A 22212-nucleotide genomic window follows, 5' to 3' on the forward strand; every position below is an offset into this window, starting at 1 on the left:
GTCCCCTCCGGAAGAATCGGGGGGTGCCGTCGCTGCGGTTTCGGGGTCCTCGGCTGTCGCCGTTTCCCACCGGTCCACGGGGTACCAGGGTATCAGCGACATCGGGAGGGCGCTTCCGGCCACACGCGGCAGTCGGGTGTACACGGACGGCGACAGAAGGGGGTGGGGCGGGATTCGTGCGGCGGGGTGATCGGCGGGGTCACGGGCCTGTTCACCCGATCGGAGCAGCGACGTTACCCGCGTGATCACCGGGTCACTAGGGTGCGACGTATTCTGCTCGGACATTGCCCACCGAGCAGAACGGCCGGCGGCACCACCCCGCCCCTCGGCCGGCCCGAGAGCTCGTCGACGATCCCTTGACCGCTGAGACAACCAGACCCGGCTGACACCCAGCCGGCGCATTCGAGCAAGCGCCCCACGGGGCGGACGTGGCCGTTCGACTGGAGTGAAGCACGTGGCCGGGCGCATCGAGGATTACGCACTCATCGGAGACATGCAGACCGCCGCCCTGGTCTGCCGGGACGGCAGCGTCGACTGGCTGTGTCTCCCCCGCTTCGACTCCCACGCGGTCTTCGCGGGACTGCTCGGCACCGAGGAACACGGATTCTGGCGGGTGGGTCCCACCGTGGCCGAGGACGCCGAGCCGCCCCCGGCCGACCGGCGCCGCTACCGGGGCGACTCGCTGATCCTGGAGTCCGAGTGGGACACCCCGCGCGGCACGGTCCGGGTGACGGACTTCATGCCTCCGCGCGACGGCGCCCCGCAGATCATCCGGGTCGTGGAGGGCGTCTCCGGCCGGGTCGCGATGCGCTCCGCGCTGCGGATGCGCTTCAGCTACGGCCGGATCGTGCCCTGGGTCCACAAGGTCGGCGAGCGCACCGTCGCCGTCGCCGGGCCCGACTCGGTGTGGCTGGACACGGACGCGGAGACGCACGGCGAGGACCTCACCACGTACTCCGAGTTCACCGTCTCCCCCGGTGACCGGATCACCTTCACGCTCTCCTGGCAGCCCTCCCACAAGGAGCCTCCGGCGCTGCCGGACCCGGAGGGATCGTTGGAGGCCACCGCCGACTTCTGGCGCGAGTGGGTCGAGCACTGCACGTACCACGGCCCCTACCGGGAGGCCGTCGTCCGCTCACTGATCACCCTGAAGGCGCTGACGTACGCGCCGACCGGCGGGATCGTGGCCGCGCCGACCACCTCGCTGCCCGAGGAGATCGGTGGCGTCCGCAACTGGGACTACCGCTACACCTGGCTGCGGGACGCGGCGATCACCCTCTCCTCGATGCTGCGCACCGGCTACCGCGAGGAGGCCCGCGCCTGGCGGGACTGGCTGCTCCGCGCGGTCGCGGGTGACCCGGAGAACCTCCAGATCATGTACGGCATCGCGGGCGAGCGGGAGCTCGGCGAAGCGGAGCTCGACTGGCTCCCGGGGTACGAGAACTCCGGCCCGGTCCGGGTCGGCAACGGCGCCGCCAACCAGCTCCAGCTGGACGTCTACGGCGAGGTCACCGAGGCCCTCCACCTCGCGCACATGACGGGGCTCTCCCGCAACGACTACGCCTCGCTGCTCCAGCTGAAGCTGATCAGGTACCTGGAGACGCACTGGGACCAGCCCGACGAGGGCATCTGGGAGGTCCGCGGCCCGCGCCGCCACTTCACCCACTCCAAGGTGATGGCCTGGGTGGCCGTCGACCGCACGATCAAGCTCATCGAGTCCGGGGACGCCGACGGCCCGCTGGAGCGCTGGCGCGAGCTGCGCGACGAGATCCACCGGGACGTCTGCGAGAAGGGCTACGACCCGGAGCGGAACACGTTCACGCAGTCGTACGGCTCCAAGGAGCTCGACGCCTCGCTGCTGCTGATCCCGCAGATGGGCTTCCTGCCGCCGGACGACAAGCGGGTCATCGGCACGATCGAGGCGATCCAGCGGGAGCTGTCCACGGAGGACGGCTTCGTGCTGCGCTACCCGACGGCCGGCGAGGAGGCCGGTGTCGACGGCCTGGAGGGCGACGAGGGCGCGTTCCTCGCCTGCTCGTTCTGGCTCGCCGACGACCTGGCGATGATCGGCCGGGTCGACGAGGCCCGCACGCTCTTCGAGAAACTGCTCTCCCTCCGCAACGACCTCGGGCTGCTCGCCGAGGAGTGGGACCCGCGGCTCCAGCGCCAGGTGGGCAACTTCCCGCAGGCGTTCAGCCACGTCCCGCTGATCGACACCGCGCTGCGCCTGACGGCCAGCGGGGCGTACGGCGGCTGAGGCGCGGCGCGCGGCCCGCCGGAATACGCTGAGAGGGTCCTGTCCCCCCGAGGAAAGGGGGGCCCTCCCATGGCTCCCCCGCACAGCGTCCCGCAGGCCGCGCTCACCGGGCTCCGGGAGGATCTCGCCGGTGTGGTGCTCGTCCCCGGCGATCCCGGTTACGACGAGGCCCGGGCGATCCACAATGGGATGATCGACCGCCGGCCGGCGGTCATCGCCCAGTGCGCGACCGCGGAGGACGTCTCGAACGCGATCCTCTTCGGCCGTGGGACGGGTCTGCCCATCGCGGTGCGCGGCGGCGGGCACAGTGTCGCGGGCACGTCCGTCGTCGACGACGGCCTCGTGGTCGACCTGCGCCGGATGCACACGGTCGTCGCCGACCCCGAGCACATGACCGTACGGGTCGACGGCGGCGCGACGATGAGTCATCTCGACCACGCGACCCAGCCCTTCCGGATGGCCACGACCGGTGGCCGGGTGTCCACGACCGGGGTCGGCGGGTTCACGCTGGGCGGCGGTTCGGGCTGGCTGGAGCGGAAGTTCGGCCTCGCGAGCGACAACCTCCTCGCGGCGGAGCTGATCACGGCCGAGGGCAGGCACGTGCACGCGGACGCGGAGCGGAACCCGGAGCTCTTCTGGGCGCTGCACGGCGGCGGCGGGAACTTCGGGGTCGCGACCTCGCTCACGCTGCGGCTGCACGAGCTGCCGGCGATGAGCATCGCGATGCTGTTCTTCATGCCGGAGGCGGCCCCCGGAGTGGTGCGCACCTTCCGCGATCTCCTGGCGTCCGCCCCCGACGACGTGGGCGGCGGGGTCATCTACTTGCCCGCGCCCCCCGAACCGTTCGTCCCCGAACACCTCGTCGGCGAGCTGCTCTGCGGGACGCTGTTCACGTACGCCGGTCCGGTCGCCGAGGTCCGCGAACTCGCGGCGCCGCTGTTCGCGCAGAAGCCCGTGATCGAGATGGTCACGGACATCGCCTACGCGGATCTCCAGTGCATGCTCGACGACCCCCCGGGCCTTCGGAACTACTGGTCGGCGGAGTACCTGAAGACGTTGCCGGACGCGGCGGTGGACGCCTACTGCGCCCGCGCGGAGCGCATCCCGCCGCCCACCTCCTGCCAGCACGTGCTGTTCCCGCTGGGCGGCGCGGTGGCGGCCGGGCCGGCCGACCACCCGATCCCCTGGCGTTCCGCGCCCTGGGCCGTCCATCCCTTCGCGACCTGGTCGGACCCGGCCGACGACGAACGGGCGATCCAGTGGGTCCGGGACGTGCGGGCCGATGCGAGGCCGTGGTCGACCGGAGCGGTGTATCTGAACTTCATCGGCTCCGAGGGCGAGCAGCGGGTGGTCGAGGGCTTCGGCGCCGAGAACCACCGGCGCCTGGCCCGGGTCAAAGCCGCCTTCGACCCCGACAACGTCTTCCGCTTCAACCACAACATCACACCGGCCGCCTGAGACTCACCTCAGGGCGTCGATCACCTCCTTGGCGGCCCGCTCGCCCTCCGTGGCCCCGCCCTCCATGAAGCCCTGGAAGTCGTAGCTGCAGTGCTCGCCGCCGATGTGGACGTTCCCCTGTGCCGTGCCCTCGTACCCCGCGTACTTGTGGAGGTAGCCGACGGGCCAACAGGAGTACGCGCCGAGGACGTACGGGTTCTTGTGCCAGGCGGAGACCTGGGCCCGGCCCGTGTACGCCCTGGAGGTGCCGGGGAAGAACGCGTCGATGCCCGCGAGGTAGCGGGTGACGAGGCCGCGTACGTACGGATCGGACTCGGTGGAGAACGGCCCGGCCGGGTTGAGGTTCCTGGCCAGGCTGCCGCCGCCGTACTGGATGAGGATGCCGCCGGTGCCGCCCTGGACCTTGGTGGTGTCCCAGGTCTGCTGGACCTCGCTGTCGGTGAAGCAGTCTCCGGCGGAGACCCCGGGCCAGGGGCCGGTGCCGCGCCAGGGGCGGGTGCCGAACTGCATGTTGAGCTTGGTGCAGTGGCCCATGCGGGCGTCCCGCAGCAGGTTCCGCATGAGCGGGTCGAAGCCCGCCTGGGTGAGGTCGAGCTGCTTGAGGATCGGCAGCGGGAGACAGAGGATCGTGTGGTCGGCGGTGACGGTCCGGGTGGCGCCGGCCTCGGTGAAGGTCAGCGTCTGCGTGCCGTCGGCGTTGGCCCGTACGGCGGTCAGGGACCAGCCCCGGCGCAGGGTGCCGGGGGTGAGGGCCCCGGCGATGGCGTTCGGGAGCTGATCGTTGCCGCCGACGATGTGGTACCGCTCGTTGGACAGGCCCCAGATGTTGAAGTTGCCCGGATTGGTCTGGTAGCCCATGAGCAGGACGAGGGCGAGCGAGGACTGTTCGGTGGTGTCGGCGCCGTACTCGACGTTGTAGGCGACGTCGATGAACTTGCCGAGGGGCGAGGAGTGGCCGCCGGGGACGCGGGTCTCGATCCACTCGTACACGGACAGGTTGTCGAGGGCGGTGCCGGTGGACGTGGTCTGGTTCCAGAAGACCTCGCCCGCCTCGGAGAGGTCGCGGCGCAGGGCCTGGTAGACCCCGTTGAAGTCCTCGTCGGCCTGGTGGCGCGGGTAGTAGGCGCCGTCGAACCAGAGGACCTCCTCGGCTCCGTTGGGTCCGCCGCCGAGGAAGTCCTCGACGTCGAGGTCGAAGCGGCGGCAGAGCTCCAGGATCTTCTTGTGGCCGGTGTCGATCAGCTCGCCGCCGATCTCGGAGGTCTGGCCGTACGCCCAGTGCGTGCGCTGGGTCCACATGCGGCCGCCGACCCGCGAGGGGTCGGCCTCGTAGAGGACGGGGCTCAGGCCGGCGTCCTGGAGGGTGAGCGCGGCGGTGAGGCCGGATATCCCGGCCCCGACGACGGCGACCCTGGCGGTGCTCCTGACGGGCGGGTCCGGGGTGGCGGCGCGGGCGGGAACGGCCCCGCCCAGGCCGGCGGCCCCGGCGACACCGACGGCGACACCGGCGGCGGCCGCGTAGGTGAGCAGGGAGCGGCGCCCGAGGGCGTCGGCTCTCATGCCTCTGAGTTCGTCGACGGGTAGGGACAGCCGCCGGGCGTCGGCGTGCTCGGCGGCGAGACGCTTCAGGAGGTGCATCGGGTTGGTGCGTGCCATGGAGCGCTCCTGGGAGAAGGGGATCGGCTCTGCGGTACGACGAGATACAGCTCTGAGGTGGGAGGGGATTCAGCTCTGGGTTACGGCGGCGGGAGCGAGGACTTCCTCGGCGGGGCGCTCGGCCGCGTCCTCCAGGACGATCCGGCCGATGATCTCGTAGCGCTCGGGCCGCTTGGCCTTGAGGTAGAAGCCGAGGCCGAGGCCGCCGAAGAAGACCACGCCGACGATCCACGGGATCGCCTTGAAGAAGAGGGAGTCGGCGGCGAGACCGGCCGCGGTCTCCATGTTGACGACCAGCAGGACGACGACGGCGATCATGCCGATGCCGCCGAGGAGCGGGGCGGTGAGGGTCCTGAACCAGTGCCGGTCTTCGGGGTGGTTCTTGCGGAAGTAGCCGATGACGGCGAAGGAGCAGAGGGTCTGGACGATGAGGATCGCCATCGTCCCGAGGATCGCGAGCAGCGTGTAGAGGTGGATGTAGGGGTCCTGGCCGGTGAGCCAGAAGGCGACGACGAGGCCGACGGCGATCGCGCTCTGCACGTAGGAGGCGATGTACGGCGAGCCGTACCGGGCGTGGGTGCGGCCGAGCGCCGGGTGGAGGAAGCCCTCGCGGCCGATGGCGTACAGGTAGCGCGAGGCGCACTGGTGGAAGGCCATGCCGCAGGCGAAGGAGCCGGTCAGCAGCAGCCACTGGAAGGCGTCGACGGCCCAGGCGCCGATGAAGGACTGGGTGGGGGCGAAGAACAGGTCGAGCGGCGCGGCGGAGGCGGACAGCTTCACGGACCCGGCGAGGCCGTTTCCGGCGATCGTCATCCACGACACGTAGATGTAGAAGAGGCCGACGCCGATGACGGAGATCAGCGTGGCGCGCGGGATGACCTTCTTCGGGTTGCGCGACTCCTCCCCGTACATCGCGGTCGACTCGAAGCCGACCCAGGACCAGAAGGCGAAGAAGAGTCCGAGCCCCGCCGAGGTGCCGGTGAAGGCGTTCATGGGGTTGATCGGCTCGACCGGGATGCCGTCGGGTCCGCCGCCGGCGATCAGCACGGCGGTGGCGACCGCGAAGAGGACCGCGATCTCCGCGATGAGCATCACGCCGAGGGCCTTGGCGGTCAGGTTGATGTCGAAGTACGAGAGGACCGCCGTCACGGCCAGCATGACCGCCGCGTACAGGATCCACGGAATGTCGACGCCGAGCTGATCGGCGACCGTCGTCTTGGCGAAGTACGCGAAGACGCCGACGATCGAGGCCTCGAAGACGATGTACGCGAGGACCGCGAGCATGCCGGAGGCCATGCCGGCGATCCGGCCGAGACCGTGCGAGATGTAGCCGTAGAAGGCGCCCGCGGCCGTGATCCGCTTGGCCATGGCGACATAGCCGACGGAGAAGACGGTCAGGACGAGCGTCGCGAAGAGATAGCCGGCGGGTGCGCCGGTGCCGTTGCCGAAGCCGACGGCGATGGGGAGGTTACCGGTCATCGCGGTGATCGGGGCCGCGGTGGCCACGGCCATGAAGACGACGCCGACCAGACCGACGGAGTTCGCCTTCAGCCGGTGGACCTCTGGGGTGGAGTTCTTTGCCATGGCGCGAGAGCATCCTCGCGTGTGACGCAGGCCACAATCGACATGCGGTCGCACAATTCCCGCCATGGGGCGACGAGTTGTCGCCCCGATGTACGAAGTGTCCGGTCCCGTAACCGTGGGGTGATGTCACCGGAACGCGGACGCGGGGTAGCGTCCGGGCCCATGGACAATCAGGGCGGGATCACCGTGCAGCGGGCACTCGAACTCCCGGGGCTGCGCGGCGGGCTCCCGGAGGTCGTCGCCGGCGCGGACCGGCTGCACCGGACGGTGCGCTGGGTGCACGCCGGCGAGGTGCCGAACATCGCGTCGCTGCTCAAGGGCGGCGAACTGCTCCTCACGACGGGCCTCGGCCTGGGCACCCGCCCGGCCGAACAACGGGCCTTCGTCCGCCGGCTCGCCGACCGGGGCATCGCGGCGCTCGTCGTCGAACTGGGCCCGCGTTTCGCCCGCCTCCCGGCGACGATAGTGGAGACCGCGCGGGCGGCGGGGCTGCCGCTCGTCCAGCTCCACCGCGAGGTCCCCTTCGTGGCCGTCACGGAGGAGATCCACACCGAGATCGTCAACGGCCACTACGCGCTCCTCCGCCAGGCCGAGGAGGTCCATCGGCAGTGCACGGAGGCCTTGCTCGGCGGCGGCGGGATCCCGCAGGTCCTGCGCATCCTGTCCGACTTCGCCGCGAACCCGGTCTTCCTGGAGACCGCCGACGGCCAGCTCCTGTACGCGGCGGGCACCGAGTCCGGCCCTGCCGACCCGCTCCAGGTGTGGGACGGGCTGCGCGGCCAGCGGGCGGCCCGCGAATCCGGCCCGCCCACCGGTACGGTGCTCGTCGACGTGCCGGGTGGCGGCCCCGGTACGGGCTCGGTACGGGCCCGCCTGGTCCTTCTCGCGGTCTCCGGCGCCCTCTCCCCCGTCCACCGGATGGCGGCCGAGCGGGCGGCGGGCATCCTCGCGGTGGTCCTCATGCAGGCGCGCCAGGAGGAGGAACTGGCCGCACGCGGCCGGGGCGACTTCCTGACGGACCTGGCGGAGGGCCGGATCACGGCGGAGGCCGCCCCCGCCCAGGCCCGGGTCCTCGGCTTCAAACCGGGCGACGGCCCGCTGCTGCCGGTGGTCATGCGCCTGGCCTCGGAACTCTCCCCGTCGGGCAACTGGGCCCTCCTGGCCCGAGCGGTCCTCGAAGAACTCTCCTCGGTAGGCGTCCCCGTCCTTCTGGGCGTCCGCCCGGTGGAGGGACGTGTCCCCCTCCTCCTGGGCCTGCGCTCGGAGTCGGAGCGCACGGCCGTCGCGGACCGGGTCGCGGCGGCGCTCCGCGCGGGCGTGGAGCGGGCCGGCCTGGAGCGCGCGGGCGTCCACCCGCCGGTGGTCGTCGTGGGCGTCGCCGGAAGCTGGGCGGCGGCGTCGGCGGGTCTGCGGCACGCGGCGGAGACTGCGACGGCCGCGCAGGGCCTCTCGGACCGCCCCTGGTACGACGCCCGCCGCCTCGACATCGACCTCCTCCTCTGGCGCCTACGGGACCACCCTGACCTGGCCGCGTTCGTGGACCGCGCGATCGGCCCCCTCCGCGACCACGACGGCACCTCCCGCCCGCCGCTGCTCCCGACCCTGGAGACGTACCTGGCGCACGCGGGCCGCAAGGCGGAGACGGCCCGCGAACTCCACCTCAACCGCCAGACCCTCTACAACCGTCTGGCCCGCATCTCCGAACTCCTGGGCACGGACCTGGACGACCCCCAAACGGTGCTGGCCCTCTCCCTGGCCCTGAGAGCCCGCCGCCACACGACGTAAGACCACGAACAAGCCGACGCAAAGCTGCCGCGGGGCGGGCACGAAGCCCGAAGCTCCCCGCTCGACACGAAACGGCCGCGGGGGGCGAACCCGGAACTCGCCGCCCGGCGCGCGCCGAGGGCGCGGACGCAAAACCCGGCACGCGCCACCCGGCGCGAAGCCGCCGCCGAGGGCGCGGACGCAGAGCCCGAAGCCCGCCACCCGGCGCGAAGCCGAGGGCGCGGACGCAAAACCCGGAACTCGCCACCCGGCGCGAAACCGCCGCCCAGGGCGCGGACGAAGAGCCCGGCAAGCGCCGAACGGCGCGAAGCCGCCGCCGAGCGGGCGGGTGCAGAGCCCGAAGTTCGCCTGTCGGCCCGCGCGAGGCCGTCGCCCCGGGGGGTCGGGGGCGGAGCCCCCGGTCTCGTCAGAGTTTCGGGAAGGGGCGGGGTGCGGCCTCGGGGAACATCGGTACAGCGGTTAACGCTAAGCCGTTGATCAAGGGTTCCGATGCAGGTCAGGAGTGGGGCTACCGCAGCTTGGCGTTCGGATGGGGCTGAGCCTGGAGTCGTTCGCGCAGGTCGATCTCCTCGGCGGTGAGCGGGTCCCCGGGCCGGCGGATGCGTACAGGCTTGGGCCGTCGCGGCAGGCCGTCGTCGGACGCGGCTTCCTCTGCTTCCGCGAGGGCCCGGTAGAGCGAGGCGACCGAGGGGTGCTTGCCCGCGTTCTTCCCGGTCTTGATGGTGAGCTTCTTCGCGATGTCGGGGACGGGCACGCCCTTGTCCTTGAGCGCGACGGCGAAGGTGAGCATGTCGTCGTCGATGACCTTCGGCCGGCCGCCGTGGTTGCCCTTTGATGCGGCGATGACCTGCCCTTCGAGGGTCTTCTCCCGGATGTAGTTGCGCTCGATTTGCCCGGCCACGGCGAGGACGGCGAAGAACATGGCGCCCATGCCGTTGGGGTCGTAGATCCCGGTGAGCGGCCCGGTGAGGAGTTCGAGCTGGATGCCGCCGGCCTGGAGCTCGGCGGACAGCGTCATCAGCTCGGCGGCGTTCCTGGCGAGGCGCTTGAGCTCGTGCACCGTGAGGATGACCGGGGTCTCCGGCGTGGCTTCCTTGAACTGGTGGGCCAGGGCGAGCGCCTTCTCCAGCTCGGGCCGGATCCTCACCCGGGTGCTGATCTGCTCCTTGAACACCTTGTGGCACTGGGCCCGGTGAAGGGCTTCGAGCTGGCTCGCCAACTCCTGCCGCGCGGTCGACGTCCTCGCGTACCCGATCCGGACCGGCCGCTCGGTTCGGGGCGCGGGCACGATGGCGAGCGCTGGGCCCTGCTTCCACGCGTGGCCGGGGTGGCGGTCGGCGGGGACGAGGACTTCGAGTTCCTCGCGGAGCGCGGGAACTAGGACGAAGCGGGGGGTGTGGTACTTCGCGGCGGTCTTCCCACCTCGGGTGCGGCAGGCGGAGCCGGCGGGCACGTCACAGTTCGGGCAGTCGTGCCGCTCTACCGCCAATGCGGCCCGATCGGGCGTGAGATCCATGCCGGGAGTCTCTCAGAAGTGCCTCGCACAACACGCCGGTTTCGAGAGGACTTTTGCGAGCAGCGACCTGCGGAAACGTGATCACTGCGGGGGCTCTCGCAGAACTCTCACAGATGACCGTTTATGAGAATGACTTGATGCCTCACCTCCCGAGTGGATCGCGCTGGATCTGGTGAGCGATGGAGCGGGGTACCGATGCTGACGTGGTGGGGGTCTTCGGAGGGGAGGGCGGAGCCGCGGCTGATCTTGTCGTACGCCGATTGTCAGAGACTGCTGGCAGTATCGCCGCTGTGAACGTCACCCGTACCACTCCACCACGGCCGTTCGACGTGGCCGCGGCCTTCCCTCAGCTCGCTCCGCTGGCCCGCACGACGACCCGGCTGCATCCCCGCCCCGGCTCTCCGTCCCCATACGAGAGTTCGGTCGGCGGGCCGCTGTTGTGGCCCTCCAGTCAGCCATGGCTGTACTGCGACAAGTGGCATGAGGGTCCAGTTTCCCCCCTTCTGCCAGTGGCCCAGCTGTACACGCGCGACGTGCCCTTGCTGCGGCCGCCCGGACGGACCGATCTGCTCCAGGTGCTGTGGTGTCCCTCAGAGCACCCGCCGGAGCACAAGCCTACGACCGAGCTGTTCTGGCGAACCGCCGCCGACGTCACCCACGTCCTCGCCTCACCGCCCAAACCGACCGAGGCGCAGTACGGCTACACGCCGGAGCCGTGCGTGCTCGCACCGGAGCAAGTCACCGAGTACCCCAATTTTCTGGAGTTGGGCGAGGGGTTGCAGCAGCAGCTGAGCGACTGGAGCCTGTGGCAGGCGGCCGGAGTCGAGATAGACGATCGCTATGAGGCCGCTCCGCAAGAGTTCTACATGAACGAGCTGTCCGAGGCCCCCGGCTGGAAGGTCGGTGGATGGGCACCTTGGGGCCTCACCGATCCCATCGCCCGGTTCTGCATCAACTGTGGCGCCGCGATGAACCCGCTGCTGACCATCGCCTCAGACGAATGCCGTGACTACAGAAGGGGTTGGGCCCCGCACGAGGACCAAGCCATCGCCGTGCTCGACAACGACCCCGTGTCGAACCCGCCCGGGATCCAGGTCTCCGACGCGAATCATCTGCAGCTCTACGTTTGCCCGACGTGCTACACACATACCGACCTGATCCAATAAGTCAGTGCTGGAGCCCCCCGCGACGGCTGGGGCAGGCGGCTCTTCCAATAGCCTGGCCACTCAGCCAAACGAGGACACGGCCGTTCCGGATGTACCGCCTGAGGGACAGTTGCCCCGAGCTCCGTTGTCAGAGTCACTTGGCAAGATCGCGGCTATGAACAGCACTCCGACGACGCCTCCCCGACCGTACGACGTCACCGCGATCTTCCCTCAGCTCGCTCCGCTGGCCCGCACGGCCACCCGGCTGCACCCCCGCCGGGGGACCCCGTCACCGCAGGACAGCTCCATCGGCGGACCGCTGCTGTGGCCCGCCGGCGAGCCGTGGCCGCACTGCGAGGGACCTCATGTGGTGGACGGGAACGACCTGGCCCCGTCGCCGGCGGACATGAGGCTAAAGCGGCGAATCACTACCGCCTCCCGCGGACGGATCCTGACCGAGCAGGAACGAGAAACCCTGGAGCGGATCACCCCTCCTCGGAAACACCCCGTGAAGGTCGCGATCGGTCCGTATGAGGGTTCCATCGCGATGCTGCCGGTCGCGCAGCTGTACAAGCGGGACGTGCCCGATCTGCCCATACCCGAAGGAATGGACCTGCTCCAGGTCCTGTGGTGCCCCTTCGACCACCCGATCATGCCCAAGACCGCGCTGTTCTGGCGGTCGGCAGCCACGGTCACCGACATCCTCGCCACGCCCCCCCGAACCGCCCGCGATGCAGTACGACAGCTACCTGCCCGAGCCGTGCCTGCTCCACCCGGAGCAGGTCACCGAATACCCCGACCACCTGGAGGTGAGCAAGGAACTGCAGGAGCAGCTGGGGAACCTGAGCGTGTGGCAGGCCGCCAACGTGGAGATGGACAGCGAAGAACTTCCGTGGCCGGAGGAGTTCTACGACAAAGAATTGGCCGGCGCGCCCGGCTGGAAGGTCGGCGGCTGGCCACGGTGGACTACCACCGACCCGGGCCCCCGGCCCTGCCCGGCCTGCGGCAGAGACATGGACGCCCTGCTCACCATCGCCACGTACGAGGACAACGACGACAGCAGTTGGCTCGCGCACCAGGAACCGGAAGATGCATCACTTCCAGGCTTCGACCCCTACGAACGGAGCCAGCCCACTGCCGTCCAGATCGGCCGCGGCTACGACCAGCAGCTCTACGTCTGCCCTGCGGCGCCCGAGCACCCCCACTCCGAGCTGATGCACTAGCCATCTACACGAGACCGGGTCTGTCCCTCCCTACCCGTCGTCGTCCTCGTCGAGCTCGACCGCATCAGGGTCCCGTAGCGGCCGCAAGCCGCCGGCGGCTGGAGTGGAGGCGGTGAAGCTGTAGCGGCCGAGGACGTTGAGGTTCGCATGCTTGAGCGGGGAGAGCCGGGCGATGTCCTCGTCGCGGATTTCTTGGCCCTCGGCGCGGAGCTGGGCGACAGCGGCGTCGATGTACTTCGTCGTCCACAGCACGATGGCGTTGAGGACCAGGCCGAGCGCGCCGAGCTGGTCCTCCATGCCGTCGCGGTACGCCTGGTGGATGGTGCCGCGCTTGCCGTGGCACACGTCGCGGGCGAGCTTGTGGCGGGACTCCTGGACGGTGAGCTGGCGGTTCATCTGCCGGTGGTAGGTGTCGTCGACCGGGTCGACCATCCGGAGCAGGTGCTCGGTCTTGCCGATCCGCCCGTACTCGGCGAATGCCTGCCCCAGCGGGGTGGGGTGGCCCTCGCGGCCGAACATCCGCAGCAGGTCGTAGGCGCGGACCTGGTTGGTGACCAGGGACCCGGCGACGCGGAGCATGTCCGGCCACCACATCTCGATCTTCTTCAGGTTGACCCGGTTGCGCGCGAGCGGCTCCAGGACGCCGTACGTCCCCGTCTGGACGCCGGGCATCGTGGCCCGCCAGAACCGCTGGTCGTCCAGGTCCTTGAACCGGGGGCTGAAGTTGTAGCCCAGGATCTTGAAGATCCCGAACACGATGTCGGAGTACGAGGCATGGTCGGTGGCCACCATCTCCGGCTTGCGCCCGCCGTCCAGGTTCAGCAGCGCGTCCAGGATGTGCAGGGAGTCGCGCGGGGTGCCGGGGACGACCATCTGCCCGATCCCGGCGACCTGGTCGTTCACGGCGTTGAGCCAGGTAATGCCGCGCTTGAACCCGAAGTACTTCGGGGACGGCGCCGCGTTGATCGTCCGCACCGGGACAACGAACCGCAGGCCGTCGACCGAGGCCAGCAGACCATCGCCCCAGAACTGCACGATCGGCACCTTCGACTGGGCCTCGATCAGCATCGCGTTCGCCGCGGCGATCGTCTCGCCCCGGAGATAGAACTGGTCGACGTGGACCAGGCGGGCGCGGGTGAGGGCCTCCTGGCCGGGGTTGGTGACCGGGGTCATGCCGATGTTGCACGCCTCCGACACCAGCAGCGCGACCACCGAGGTGGCCAGGTCCTTCATGCGGGTGGTGCCGTCCCCAAGGTGGACGAACGCGTCCAGGAACCCGGTCCAGGAGTGGACCTCGAACAAGAGGTCAGGCAGGTCGATCTTCGGGAGCATCTTCCCGACCCGCCCCCGCAGCCACGCCAGGGACTTCGGCTCACCGACCGCGCCGAGCTTGGCCACGTTCAGCTTCACCCGGCCGCTCGGCAGGACATCCAGCGACACCCGCGCGTCCTTGCCCGCCGACTGAAGACGCTCCGCCATCTGCTTCCAGCCCACATCCAGGGCCCGCACCAGATCCGCCAGGTGCTCGGTCACGGGCATGTCCAGGCTCAGCCCGGCCAGCACGTCCTCTCGCACCGCCTCCCACGCCGCCCCGTCCAGGAGCCGGGCCCGCGGGCGGACCAGCGGTGCGAGGGAGAGGCGAACACGTCCCGGCGCTGAAGGGCCCGGTGCAGCTGCTCCAGCACGCACACCACGTACGCGTCCCGGTCCACCGCCCCCTGCGGCAGCTCCGCGTTCGCGTACACCGCCTTGCGCCACGCGGCCGGCACCAGCTTCTCGTCGACCTCCCGCGGCAGCAGCGGCTTGTCCTTCACCCGCCGCCGCGCCAAAGCAGGCAGCCGCTTCACCCCGGCCAGCACCCGCGCCCCGCCGGTCGCCGCCGCAAGCGCCTTCGACTCGCCCAGCAGCGCCAGGAACGGCCGCACCGTGTTCTAGCGGGTGGTCAGCGCCGCCCGCATCGCGACGTCGCCCGAACCCTCGTCCTCGGGCACCAGCGCAACCACCAACGCGGCCGCGCTCATCACCGCCGCCCGCGGCGCGACCTCCTCGACCGCCGCCCACAACGCAGCCGTGTCCATGTCGGCGCCGTGCGTCTCGACCAGCTCCAGCTCCTCGAACAGCACCTTCGCCGCCCGTGCGAGCGTCCGTGACGCCTTCTCCAGCTGCGGCAGCGTCGACAGACGCTCCTTCTCCGTCTTCCGCTTCGCCGTACTGATCAGCCGGGTTGCCATCAGCACCTGGAACAGGTCCAGGGCCTCGTCGATGGCCTTTGCCTCCAGGTGCCGCATCACCGCGGTCAGCATCGCCGTGCGCTTAGGCTCCTCGGCCCGCTCCAGGCTCGACGACTTCGACCCCAGCCCGTACCGCGCCAGCGCGGCCAGCCGGTTCGGCGGAACCTGCGACAGCCGCACCCGCCTCAGCTGGAAAGCCCCGATCTCATCGACCCGCTCCAGCGACCGGGCGAACGCCGTGCCCGTCGTCCGCGTCGGCGGCCGGCCCAGCCGCTCCAGCTCCGAGAACCGGGCCCCCTCCGGCCTCACCAGGGTGGCCACCAGGTCCCCGGGCAGCGCCGTGTCCGCGCGGTGCGCGGCCCGCGCGACGGTGGCGTGCAGCCGCTTCTCCGCGACCGCCCGGACCTCCGACACCTTCCGGGCCAGCACCGACACCCCCGGCAGCAGCACCCGGTGCCGACGCAGCCAGCCCACCGCCTGGTTGAACAGCGCCACCGGCCCCTCGGCATGCGTCCACGCCCGGCCGTGCAAGAACGTACGAAACTTCCGCCCCCACTGGGCATCCTCGTACTCGTGGTACTCGTACGCGTCGCGGATCTCCCACGCGTGCTCGTACGCCGTCGGCTTGCGCTCGGTGTACTGCTTCACGCAACTGGCGTCCTCGATGCCAAGCTGCTCCGCGAGGTACTCCACCACCACCCACGGCACATCGAGCGGATCGTCGGGGAGGAACCGGCCGATGTAGCGCACGGTGCACATCTGAAGCGCGAACCCGAGCCGGCTGTGGTCACCGCGGCGCTTCGCGATCAGCTCGCGGTCCTCGTCATCGAGGAAGAAGAACCGCTCCAGCTCCGGCCGGGTCGGCTCCTCATTGAACTTCCCGTACGAAGCCGCCTGCTCGTCGGTCAAGAACTCCACTGGCATGGACCTGACGCTAACGACGCCCGCAGCCGCTCAACGATCTTCCGGCGAACCCCGTAACCAGGCTGATCACCTGTGCTAACAGCTCATGATCACCGGCTTAGCGTTAACCGCTGTACCGATGTTCCCCGAGGCCGGGGTGGGGGAAACACCCCACCCCGCCACCCCGTCAGCGCCCCGCCAACTCGTCGTACACGCTCAGCACATGCGCCACCGTCTCGTCCTCCGTCGGCCACGTCCCCGCCTGCACCCGCCCCGCCGCCGCCAGGTCCATCCGCCGGTCCGCGTCCTCCAGCAGCCCCCGCACCGCCCCCGCGAGCGCCGCCGCGTCCCCGTACGGCACCAGTTCCGCCGCGTCCCCGACCAGTTCCGGCACCCCGCCGACCGCCGTCGCGACCAGCGGCACGCCGAGCCGCAGCGCCTCCTGCGCGAGCAGGGAGCGGGCCTCCCGGCGCGACGGGAGGACCGCGACGTCCGCCGCGGCCAGCAGCTCCGCCACGTCGTCGCGCCGCCCGATCAGCCGCACCGCGAGCCCCTCCGCGGTGATCCGCCGCTGCAGCGCGGCCCGTTCGCGCCCCTCGCCCGCGATGACGAGCAGCGGCTGCGGATCGAGGTCCCGCCACGCGCGCGCCGCGTCGAGCAGCGTCCCGTACCCCCGCCCTCGTTCGAGCGCCCCGACGGCCATCAGCAAGGGCCGTTCGACCGCGCCCAGTTCGGCACGGGCCTTGCCGTCGTGAAGACAGACGGGCCCCCGCGCGGCCGGCACCGTCACGGGCGCGAGCCGGGCGTCCCGCGCCCCCCGCCGCCGGGCCCGGTCGACGAGTTCGGACGACGTACCGAGGACGACGGACGCGGCCCGTACGGTCCTCCGCTCCAGGAGCCGCTGCACCCCGCCCCGCGCCCCGTCGAGGTGGTTCCGGCTGTGCCAGGTCGTGACGAGCGGCGTACGCCCCCCACCGGACGCCGGCCCGCCGAGGGCCGGCCCACCGGACACCGGCCCACCGCCGGAAGCCCGCTCCCCGCACGGCGCCGACAGCGCGAGCGCGGCCCGCACGGAGGCCTGCAACCCGTGCGCGTGGACCACGTCCGCGCCGATGCAGGCGTTACGGAGCGCGGTGACGGTCGCGGGGTCCCCGAGGCGCGGCAGGGGCACGAAGTGCGCGCCCGCGCCGAGGTAGTCGTAGAGACGGTCGAGTTCCGCCGGGGCGCACACGGTCACCCGCACGCCCCTCGCCACAAGCCCCGAGGCGAGTGATCGGACGTGGGAGCTGCTGCCCGCGCTGCCGCCGCCCAGCACTTGGACCGTACGGAGCTGTGTCACGCGCCCAAGGATGCCAGCCCGTACCGCCGACCGTACGCACGTTCCGGCACCGAAGTGGCGTCGTTCCCTTGCACGGAGGGCGTCCGCCGCCCCGGCCCGCCCCAGGGTTCACCCACGTGGACGAGCGCCCGAGGCGGCCTCGCGCTCCCCCCACACCGCGGCGGCGACCAGCCCCACCGCGTGCGAGGCGAGCCCCAACCACCCGTTCCCCGCGGCGATCGCGCCACCGACGGCCGCGCCGAGGGCGTGCGCCCCGGTGTCACCGAGCATGGTGCGCTCCCCGAGGGCCTCGCCGAGTACCGCCGACGCTGCCCCCATCGGGGGAGGGCGGAGAGCGACCCGCGCAGCAGCCCGGGCGCGCCGAGCGCGAGCACGGTCAGGCCCGCCCGCCCCGGCCGTACGTCCACGAGGGTCACCAGGGCCAGGTGGGCGCTGCCGGGCGATGACGACCCCGGCCAGGACCGTGTCCACGGGCCGTTCCTTGAGCAGTGCCCCGGCCGCCGGCGAGGCAGCGCGATGCCGAGGAGCTTGACGGTCCCGCTGGTCACCTCGCCGTCCCGCAACGCCGCCAAGTGCGCCCGGAGCCCGTGTCGGTGATCACCCTTCACATCGTCGTACGCCCCGCACGCCCCCGCCGCCGGCACGGCGAACGCCACGGGCCCACTGCCGCTGGCGGCCGCCGCCCCGAGAGCGGTCGCGGCCCCGGCGTACAGGCCGACGCTCCGCCCGGCGTGGTTGACCCGCGTCCACCGCGCACCACGCAGCTCACCCGCGCCACCCGACGACCGACGCGCAACCACCCACAGCCCCCGCAGCCCCCCGTACACCGCCCGGGTCACCCTGCGGCGACCCCGAAGGAGACGAGACGCCTCACGCGTCCGCCCGGGCCGTCGCGAGCAGCTCCTCCGCGTGCGCCCTGGCCGTCTCGGAGTCCTCCTGGCCGGCGAGCATCCGGGACAGCTCCCGCACGCGCTCCTCGCCCTCCAGGACGGTGACACCGGACCGGGTCACGGAGCCGTCGTTGGTCTTCTCGACGAGCAGCTGCCGATCGGCAAAGGCGGCGACCTGCGGAAGGTGGGTCACGACGACGACCTGCGCGGTCTTGGCGAGCTTGGCGAGCCGCCGCCCGATCTCCACGGCCGCCTTGCCGCCGACGCCCGCGTCGACCTCGTCGAAGAGGTACGTGGGCACGGGGTCGGTCCCCGCGAAGACGACCTCCACCGCGAGCATCACGCGCGACAGCTCACCGCCGGACGCGCCCTTGGCGATCGGCCGCGGCGGCGCGCCGGGGTGCGGGGCGAGCAGCAGCTCGACCTCGTCGGCCCCGGACGGGCCGTACGCGACGCGCCGGCCGCCGACCTCGACACCCTCGGGGTCCTCGGTCTGGCTGATGTCGAAGGACACGCGCGCGTGCGGCATGGCGAGCGAGGCGAGCTCGGCGGTGACCGCCCCGGCGAACCGGTCGGCCGTCTCCGTGCGGGCGTCGGTGAGCCCCTGGGCGAGGACGGACAGTTCGTCGCGCAGCCGGTCCCGCTCCGCGGTCAGTTCCTCGACGCGGTCGTCGTCGCCGTCCAGCTCGCCGAGCCGGGCCGCGCCGTCCTCGGCCCAGGCGAGGACGGCCGTGATGTCCTGGCCGTACTTCCGGGTGAGCTGGGTGAGGGCCGCGCGCCGCTCCTCGACGGCGGCGAGCCGCAGCGGGTCGGCGTCCAGGTCGTCGGCGTATCCGGCGAGCTCCCCGGCGACGTCCCCGAGCAGGATGGAGATCTCCCCCATCCGGTCGGCGAGCGAGGCGAGCGCCGCGTCGTGCGACCGTACGGCCTCCAGGGCCCGGCCCGCGCCCGCGACGAGGGTCGTCGCGTCGACGGCCTCGGGGTCCTCGGGGTTGCCCGCGAGCGCGCCGTGCGCGAGCGCGGCCGCGGAGGCGAGGGCCTCGGCGTGCCCGAGCCGCTCCGCCTCGGCGGCGAGTTCGACGTCCTCCCCGGCGCGCGGGGCGACGGCCTCGATCTCGGTGAGCCCGAAGCGCAACAGATCGGCCTCCTGGGCCCGTTCCCGGGCCCGGGTGGTGATCTCCTCCAGCTCGCCCGTGACGGCCCGCAGCCGCTTGTACGCCTCGCCGTATGCGGCGAGTGGCACGGCGACGGCCTCGCCCGCGTACCGGTCGAGCGCGCCGCGCTGCCGGGCGGGCTTGAGCAGGCCCTGCTGGTCGGTCTGGCCGTGGACGGCGACGAGGTCGTCGGCGAGCTCGGCGAGCAGCCCGACGGGCACGGAGCGCCCGCCGAGGTGGGCCCGTGAGCGTCCTTCGGCCGAGATGGTGCGGCTGACGAGGAGCACGCCCTCGTCGAGCTCCGCCCCGGCCTCCTCCGCGCGTACGGCGGCCGGCGCGCCCGGGGGCACGCTGATCCGTCCCTCGACGACGGCCGAGGCCGCGCCGATCCGCACCAGAGCCGGGTCGGCCCGTCCACCGAGCAGCAGGCCCAGACTGGTCACGACCATGGTCTTGCCCGCGCCGGTCTCACCGGTCACCGCGGTGAAGCCGGGCGACAGCTCGACCACCGCGTCGTCGATGACCCCGAGCGACCGTATCCGCATCTCCTCCAGCACGCCCCAGACCATACGAGGTTTCTCTGGTCCGATGCGACATCGCCCCGGGCGTAACTCTCCGGCGCGCCGATCGTTCGCGCACCGGGAGCCCCGGCCGGGGCTCCCGGGAGCGCGTCAGTGCGGAGCGCCCCGCCACCCCGACACCGGCAGGGCGAACTTGGCGACCAGCCGGTCCGTGAAGGAGGCGTGGTGCAGACGGGCCAGCCGGACGGGCACGGCGCCGCGCCGCACCTCGACCCGCGCACCCGCCGGAAGCTCCACGGTCCGCCGCCCGTCGCACCACAGCACGCCGTGCGGGGTGTGCGGCTCGACCTCGACGGCCAGCACCGACTCGGGGGTGGTGATGAGCGGCTTGGCGAACAGCGCGTGCGCCCCGATGGGGACCATGAGCAGGGCCTCGACCTCCGGCCAGACGACCGGTCCGCCCGCCGAGAAGGCGTACGCGGTGGAGCCGGTCGGTGTCGCGCAGATCACCCCGTCGCAGCCGAAGCCGGTCACCGGACGGCCGTCGATCGCGAGCACGACCTCCAGCATCCGCTCCGGGGACACCTTCTGGACGGCCGCCTCGTTGAGCGCCCAGTCGCGGTGCAGGACGTCGCCGTTCTCGTACACGACGACGTCGAGGGTCATGCGCTCCTCGACCTCGTACGCCTTCGTCACGACCCGGTCGACGACCTTGTCGAGGTCGTCCCGCTCGGCCTCCGCGAGGAAGCCGACCCGGCCCAGGTTGACGCCGAGCATCGGCACCCCGGAGGCCCGGGAGAACTCGGCGCCGCGCAGCAGCGTGCCGTCGCCGCCGAGGACGACGAGGAGTTCACAGCCGTCGAGGGCGTCGGAGCAGGCCTCCGGCACCTTCTCGACGGACGGCGGCAGCGGCAGGTCCGAGGCCTCGGCCTCCAGGACGCGGACGCCGATGCCGCAGCGCAGCAGCCCCAGGACGACCAGTTCGGCGCTGCGCACGGCGGCGGGCCTGCCGGTGTGCGCGAGCAGGAAGACGGTGCGTGATGTTCCCGATGGTGCTGCCGTTGAGCTCAACGAGGTCCCTCCGCCACGGCGCGGTCGACGTCCGCCGGATCGAGCGCGGGTGCGCCTGCCCGCAGCCACAGAAAGTACTCGACGTTCCCTGACGGGCCGGGCAGCGGGCTGGCGGTGACGCCGAGGACACCGAGTCCGAGCTCGGCCGCGCGCCGGGCCACGTTCTTCACGGCGTCGGCCCGGAGTTCGGTGCTCCGCACGACCCCGCCCGTACCGAGCCGTTCCTTGCCCACCTCGAACTGCGGCTTCACCATCAGGACGAGGTCGGCGTCGGGCGCGGTGCACGCCACCAGGGCGGGCAGGACGAGGCCCAGCGGGATGAACGACAGGTCGCCGACGACCAGGTCGACCGGGACGCCGTCGATCGCTTCGAGCGTCAACTCGCGGACGTTCGTCCGGTCCTTCACGGTGACGCGCTCGTCGCTCTGCAGCGACCAGGCGAGCTGCCCGTAGCCGACGTCGACGGCGACGACGTGGGCGGCGCCCGCGCGCAGCAGCACGTCGGTGAAGCCGCCGGTCGAGGCCCCGGCGTCCAGGGCGCGCCGGCCCTCGACGAGCAGGCCCTGCGGGACGAAGGCCTCGAAGGCCCCGGCGAGCTTGTGGCCGCCGCGCGAGACGTAGTCGGGGTCGGAGTCGTCCAGGACGACGACGATGGCCGCGGCGGTCTCGACCTGGGTGGCGGGCTTGGTGGCGACGGTCTTGCCGACGGTCACCCGGCCCGCGGCGATCAGCTGGCTGGCGTGCTCGCGCGAGCGCGCGAGCTTGCGCCGTACCAGCTCGGCGTCGAGACGGCGGCGTGCCACTCCTGCCACGTTCGGTTCAGCTCCTGTTGTCGTGCGGACGGGGGTCGGGGTGCGCGTCGAGCGAGGTCAGCTCGGCGCGCAGTCCACGGTGTACATCCTCGTACACCTCCAGGTGTCCGTCCGCCGGGAGGTGGTCCACCTCGCCGAGACGCGCCAGGTGGGCGTCGACGGCGGCGTGGCCGGTGAGCTCCCGGGCGACGCCGAGCGGCGCGGGCGCGGCGGGCTCGTGGTCCACCGTGGTTTCCGCCTCGATGGGTGCCGGCTCCGTCGTCGCATCGCTCATCCCCCGACGCTATCGCGAAGGCCTGGGGTACGGTCGACCGCGATGGCGACGATCACTGAGTGCCGCGGCGCACTGGACAGACTTTCGGACAATCTCGCGCGGGCCGACGGCGGCGTGCGGGGTGCGACCGCGCTCGACCGCACCCTGAGCTGCCACATCACGGACCTCGACACGACCTTCACGGGCCGTCTCGCCGACGGCCGGATCGAGGTCGTGGACACGGTGCCGGGCCCGCCGCCGACGAAGGCGCAGATCCGGCTCGCGATGACCGGCGACGACCTGGTGGCGATGGTGGGCGGCGAGCTGAACTTCGCGAAGGCCTGGGCCTCCGGCCGGGTCAGGCTGGAGGCCGGCTTCCGCGACCTGCTGAAGCTGCGCTCGCTCCTGTAGCAC

14 protein-coding genes and 2 pseudogenes are annotated in these 22212 nt (G+C 71.8%); 6 read left to right on the forward strand and 10 right to left on the reverse strand.

Going from position 1 to position 22212, the window contains the following annotated elements; all coding sequences use genetic code 11:
* Positions 1 to 454 precede the first annotated feature (454 nt).
* Entirely contained in the window at positions 455 to 2257 is a 1803-nt protein-coding gene (locus ACFWWU_RS32540) for a glycoside hydrolase family 15 protein (protein ID WP_384151105.1), read from the forward strand.
* 69 nt (positions 2258 to 2326) lie between these two features.
* The gene (locus tag ACFWWU_RS32545; RefSeq protein WP_384151108.1) at positions 2327 to 3715 is read left to right on the forward strand and encodes an FAD-binding oxidoreductase; all 1389 of its coding nucleotides are present in this window, start codon (positions 2327 to 2329) and stop codon (positions 3713 to 3715) included.
* 3 nt (positions 3716 to 3718) lie between these two features.
* On the opposite strand, the gene ACFWWU_RS32550 is transcribed toward ACFWWU_RS32545, so the two are convergent.
* Both ACFWWU_RS32550 and ACFWWU_RS32555 read right to left on the reverse strand, forming a co-directional pair.
* Entirely contained in the window at positions 3719 to 5371 is a 1653-nt protein-coding gene (locus ACFWWU_RS32550; protein ID WP_384151111.1) for a flavin monoamine oxidase family protein, read from the reverse strand.
* A gap of 69 nt (positions 5372 to 5440) precedes the next feature.
* Entirely contained in the window at positions 5441 to 6955 is a 1515-nt protein-coding gene (locus ACFWWU_RS32555) for an APC family permease (RefSeq protein WP_384151114.1), read from the reverse strand.
* 162 nt (positions 6956 to 7117) lie between these two features.
* Here ACFWWU_RS32555 and ACFWWU_RS32560 point away from each other — a divergent pair, with 162 nt between their 5' ends.
* Complete coding sequence (locus tag ACFWWU_RS32560; protein WP_384151117.1) at positions 7118 to 8740, forward strand: PucR family transcriptional regulator; 1623 nt, start codon at positions 7118 to 7120, stop codon at positions 8738 to 8740.
* Positions 8741 to 9248: 508 nt separating this feature from the next.
* Here ACFWWU_RS32560 and ACFWWU_RS32565 read toward each other — a convergent pair.
* Positions 9249 to 10256: a recombinase family protein gene (locus ACFWWU_RS32565; protein WP_384151120.1), complete on the reverse strand. Its 1008-nt coding sequence runs from the start codon at positions 10254 to 10256 to the stop codon at positions 9249 to 9251.
* A gap of 509 nt (positions 10257 to 10765) precedes the next feature.
* Here ACFWWU_RS32565 and ACFWWU_RS32570 point away from each other — a divergent pair.
* Together ACFWWU_RS32570 and ACFWWU_RS32575 are read left to right on the forward strand one after the other, a co-directional pair.
* Positions 10766 to 11422 carry a hypothetical protein gene (locus tag ACFWWU_RS32570; protein ID WP_384151123.1) on the forward strand — a complete coding sequence of 219 codons (657 nt, stop codon included), beginning with the start codon at positions 10766 to 10768 and terminating at the stop codon, positions 11420 to 11422.
* Positions 11423 to 12132: 710 nt separating this feature from the next.
* A complete protein-coding gene (locus tag ACFWWU_RS32575; protein ID WP_384151126.1) occupies positions 12133 to 12624 on the forward strand; it encodes a hypothetical protein in 492 nt (163 codons plus the stop codon).
* A 30-nt stretch (positions 12625 to 12654) separates the two neighbouring features.
* Here the strand turns inward: ACFWWU_RS32575 and ACFWWU_RS32580 are convergent.
* The 7 genes and pseudogenes from ACFWWU_RS32580 to ACFWWU_RS32610 form a co-directional block, all read right to left on the reverse strand.
* Positions 12655 to 15779: pseudogene (locus ACFWWU_RS32580) on the reverse strand (Tn3 family transposase).
* 166 nt (positions 15780 to 15945) lie between these two features.
* Positions 15946 to 17097, reverse strand: a complete 1152-nt coding sequence (locus ACFWWU_RS32585) for a glycosyltransferase family 4 protein (protein WP_384151129.1) — start codon at positions 17095 to 17097, stop codon at positions 15946 to 15948.
* Between the two features lie 108 nt (positions 17098 to 17205).
* Positions 17206 to 17971: pseudogene (locus ACFWWU_RS32590) on the reverse strand (hypothetical protein).
* A complete protein-coding gene (gene recN, locus ACFWWU_RS32595) occupies positions 17968 to 19710 on the reverse strand; it encodes a DNA repair protein RecN (RefSeq protein WP_384151132.1) in 1743 nt (580 codons plus the stop codon). The pseudogene ACFWWU_RS32590 and the gene recN overlap by 4 nt, the downstream one beginning before the upstream one ends.
* Before the next feature lie 102 nt (positions 19711 to 19812).
* Complete coding sequence (locus ACFWWU_RS32600) at positions 19813 to 20733, reverse strand: NAD kinase (RefSeq protein WP_056650727.1); 921 nt, start codon at positions 20731 to 20733, stop codon at positions 19813 to 19815.
* On the reverse strand, positions 20730 to 21545 hold the full coding sequence (locus tag ACFWWU_RS32605; RefSeq protein ID WP_384151136.1) for a TlyA family RNA methyltransferase: 816 nt from the start codon (positions 21543 to 21545) through the stop codon (positions 20730 to 20732). Before ACFWWU_RS32605 ends, ACFWWU_RS32600 begins: the two co-directional genes overlap by 4 nt.
* Before the next feature lie 7 nt (positions 21546 to 21552).
* On the reverse strand, positions 21553 to 21819 hold the full coding sequence (locus ACFWWU_RS32610) for a hypothetical protein (RefSeq protein WP_384151139.1): 267 nt from the start codon (positions 21817 to 21819) through the stop codon (positions 21553 to 21555).
* Positions 21820 to 21861: 42 nt separating this feature from the next.
* Here ACFWWU_RS32610 and ACFWWU_RS32615 point away from each other — a divergent pair, with 42 nt between their 5' ends.
* Entirely contained in the window at positions 21862 to 22209 is a 348-nt protein-coding gene (locus tag ACFWWU_RS32615) for an SCP2 sterol-binding domain-containing protein (RefSeq protein ID WP_384151142.1), read from the forward strand.
* Positions 22210 to 22212 lie beyond the last annotated feature (3 nt).

The sequence above is a fragment of the Streptomyces sp. NPDC058650 genome, from assembly GCF_042717315.1.
In the GTDB taxonomy this organism is placed as follows: domain Bacteria; phylum Actinomycetota; class Actinomycetes; order Streptomycetales; family Streptomycetaceae; genus Streptomyces.

Bases quoted from the DNA above. Each gene is read 5' to 3' on its own strand.
- ACFWWU_RS32545 (WP_384151108.1), top strand. From the start codon at position 2,327: ATGGCTCCCCCGCACAGCGTCCCGCAGGCCGCGCTCACCGGGCTCCGG.
- ACFWWU_RS32550 (WP_384151111.1), bottom strand. From the start codon at position 5,371: ATGGCACGCACCAACCCGATGCACCTCCTGAAGCGTCTCGCCGCCGAG.
- ACFWWU_RS32555 (WP_384151114.1), bottom strand. From the start codon at position 6,955: ATGGCAAAGAACTCCACCCCAGAGGTCCACCGGCTGAAGGCGAACTCC.
- ACFWWU_RS32560 (WP_384151117.1), top strand. From the start codon at position 7,118: ATGGACAATCAGGGCGGGATCACCGTGCAGCGGGCACTCGAACTCCCG.
- ACFWWU_RS32565 (WP_384151120.1), bottom strand. From the start codon at position 10,256: ATGGATCTCACGCCCGATCGGGCCGCATTGGCGGTAGAGCGGCACGAC.
- ACFWWU_RS32575 (WP_384151126.1), top strand. From the start codon at position 12,133: ATGCAGTACGACAGCTACCTGCCCGAGCCGTGCCTGCTCCACCCGGAG.
- recN (WP_384151132.1), bottom strand. From the start codon at position 19,710: ATGGTCTGGGGCGTGCTGGAGGAGATGCGGATACGGTCGCTCGGGGTC.
- ACFWWU_RS32610 (WP_384151139.1), bottom strand. From the start codon at position 21,819: ATGAGCGATGCGACGACGGAGCCGGCACCCATCGAGGCGGAAACCACG.
- ACFWWU_RS32615 (WP_384151142.1), top strand. From the start codon at position 21,862: ATGGCGACGATCACTGAGTGCCGCGGCGCACTGGACAGACTTTCGGAC.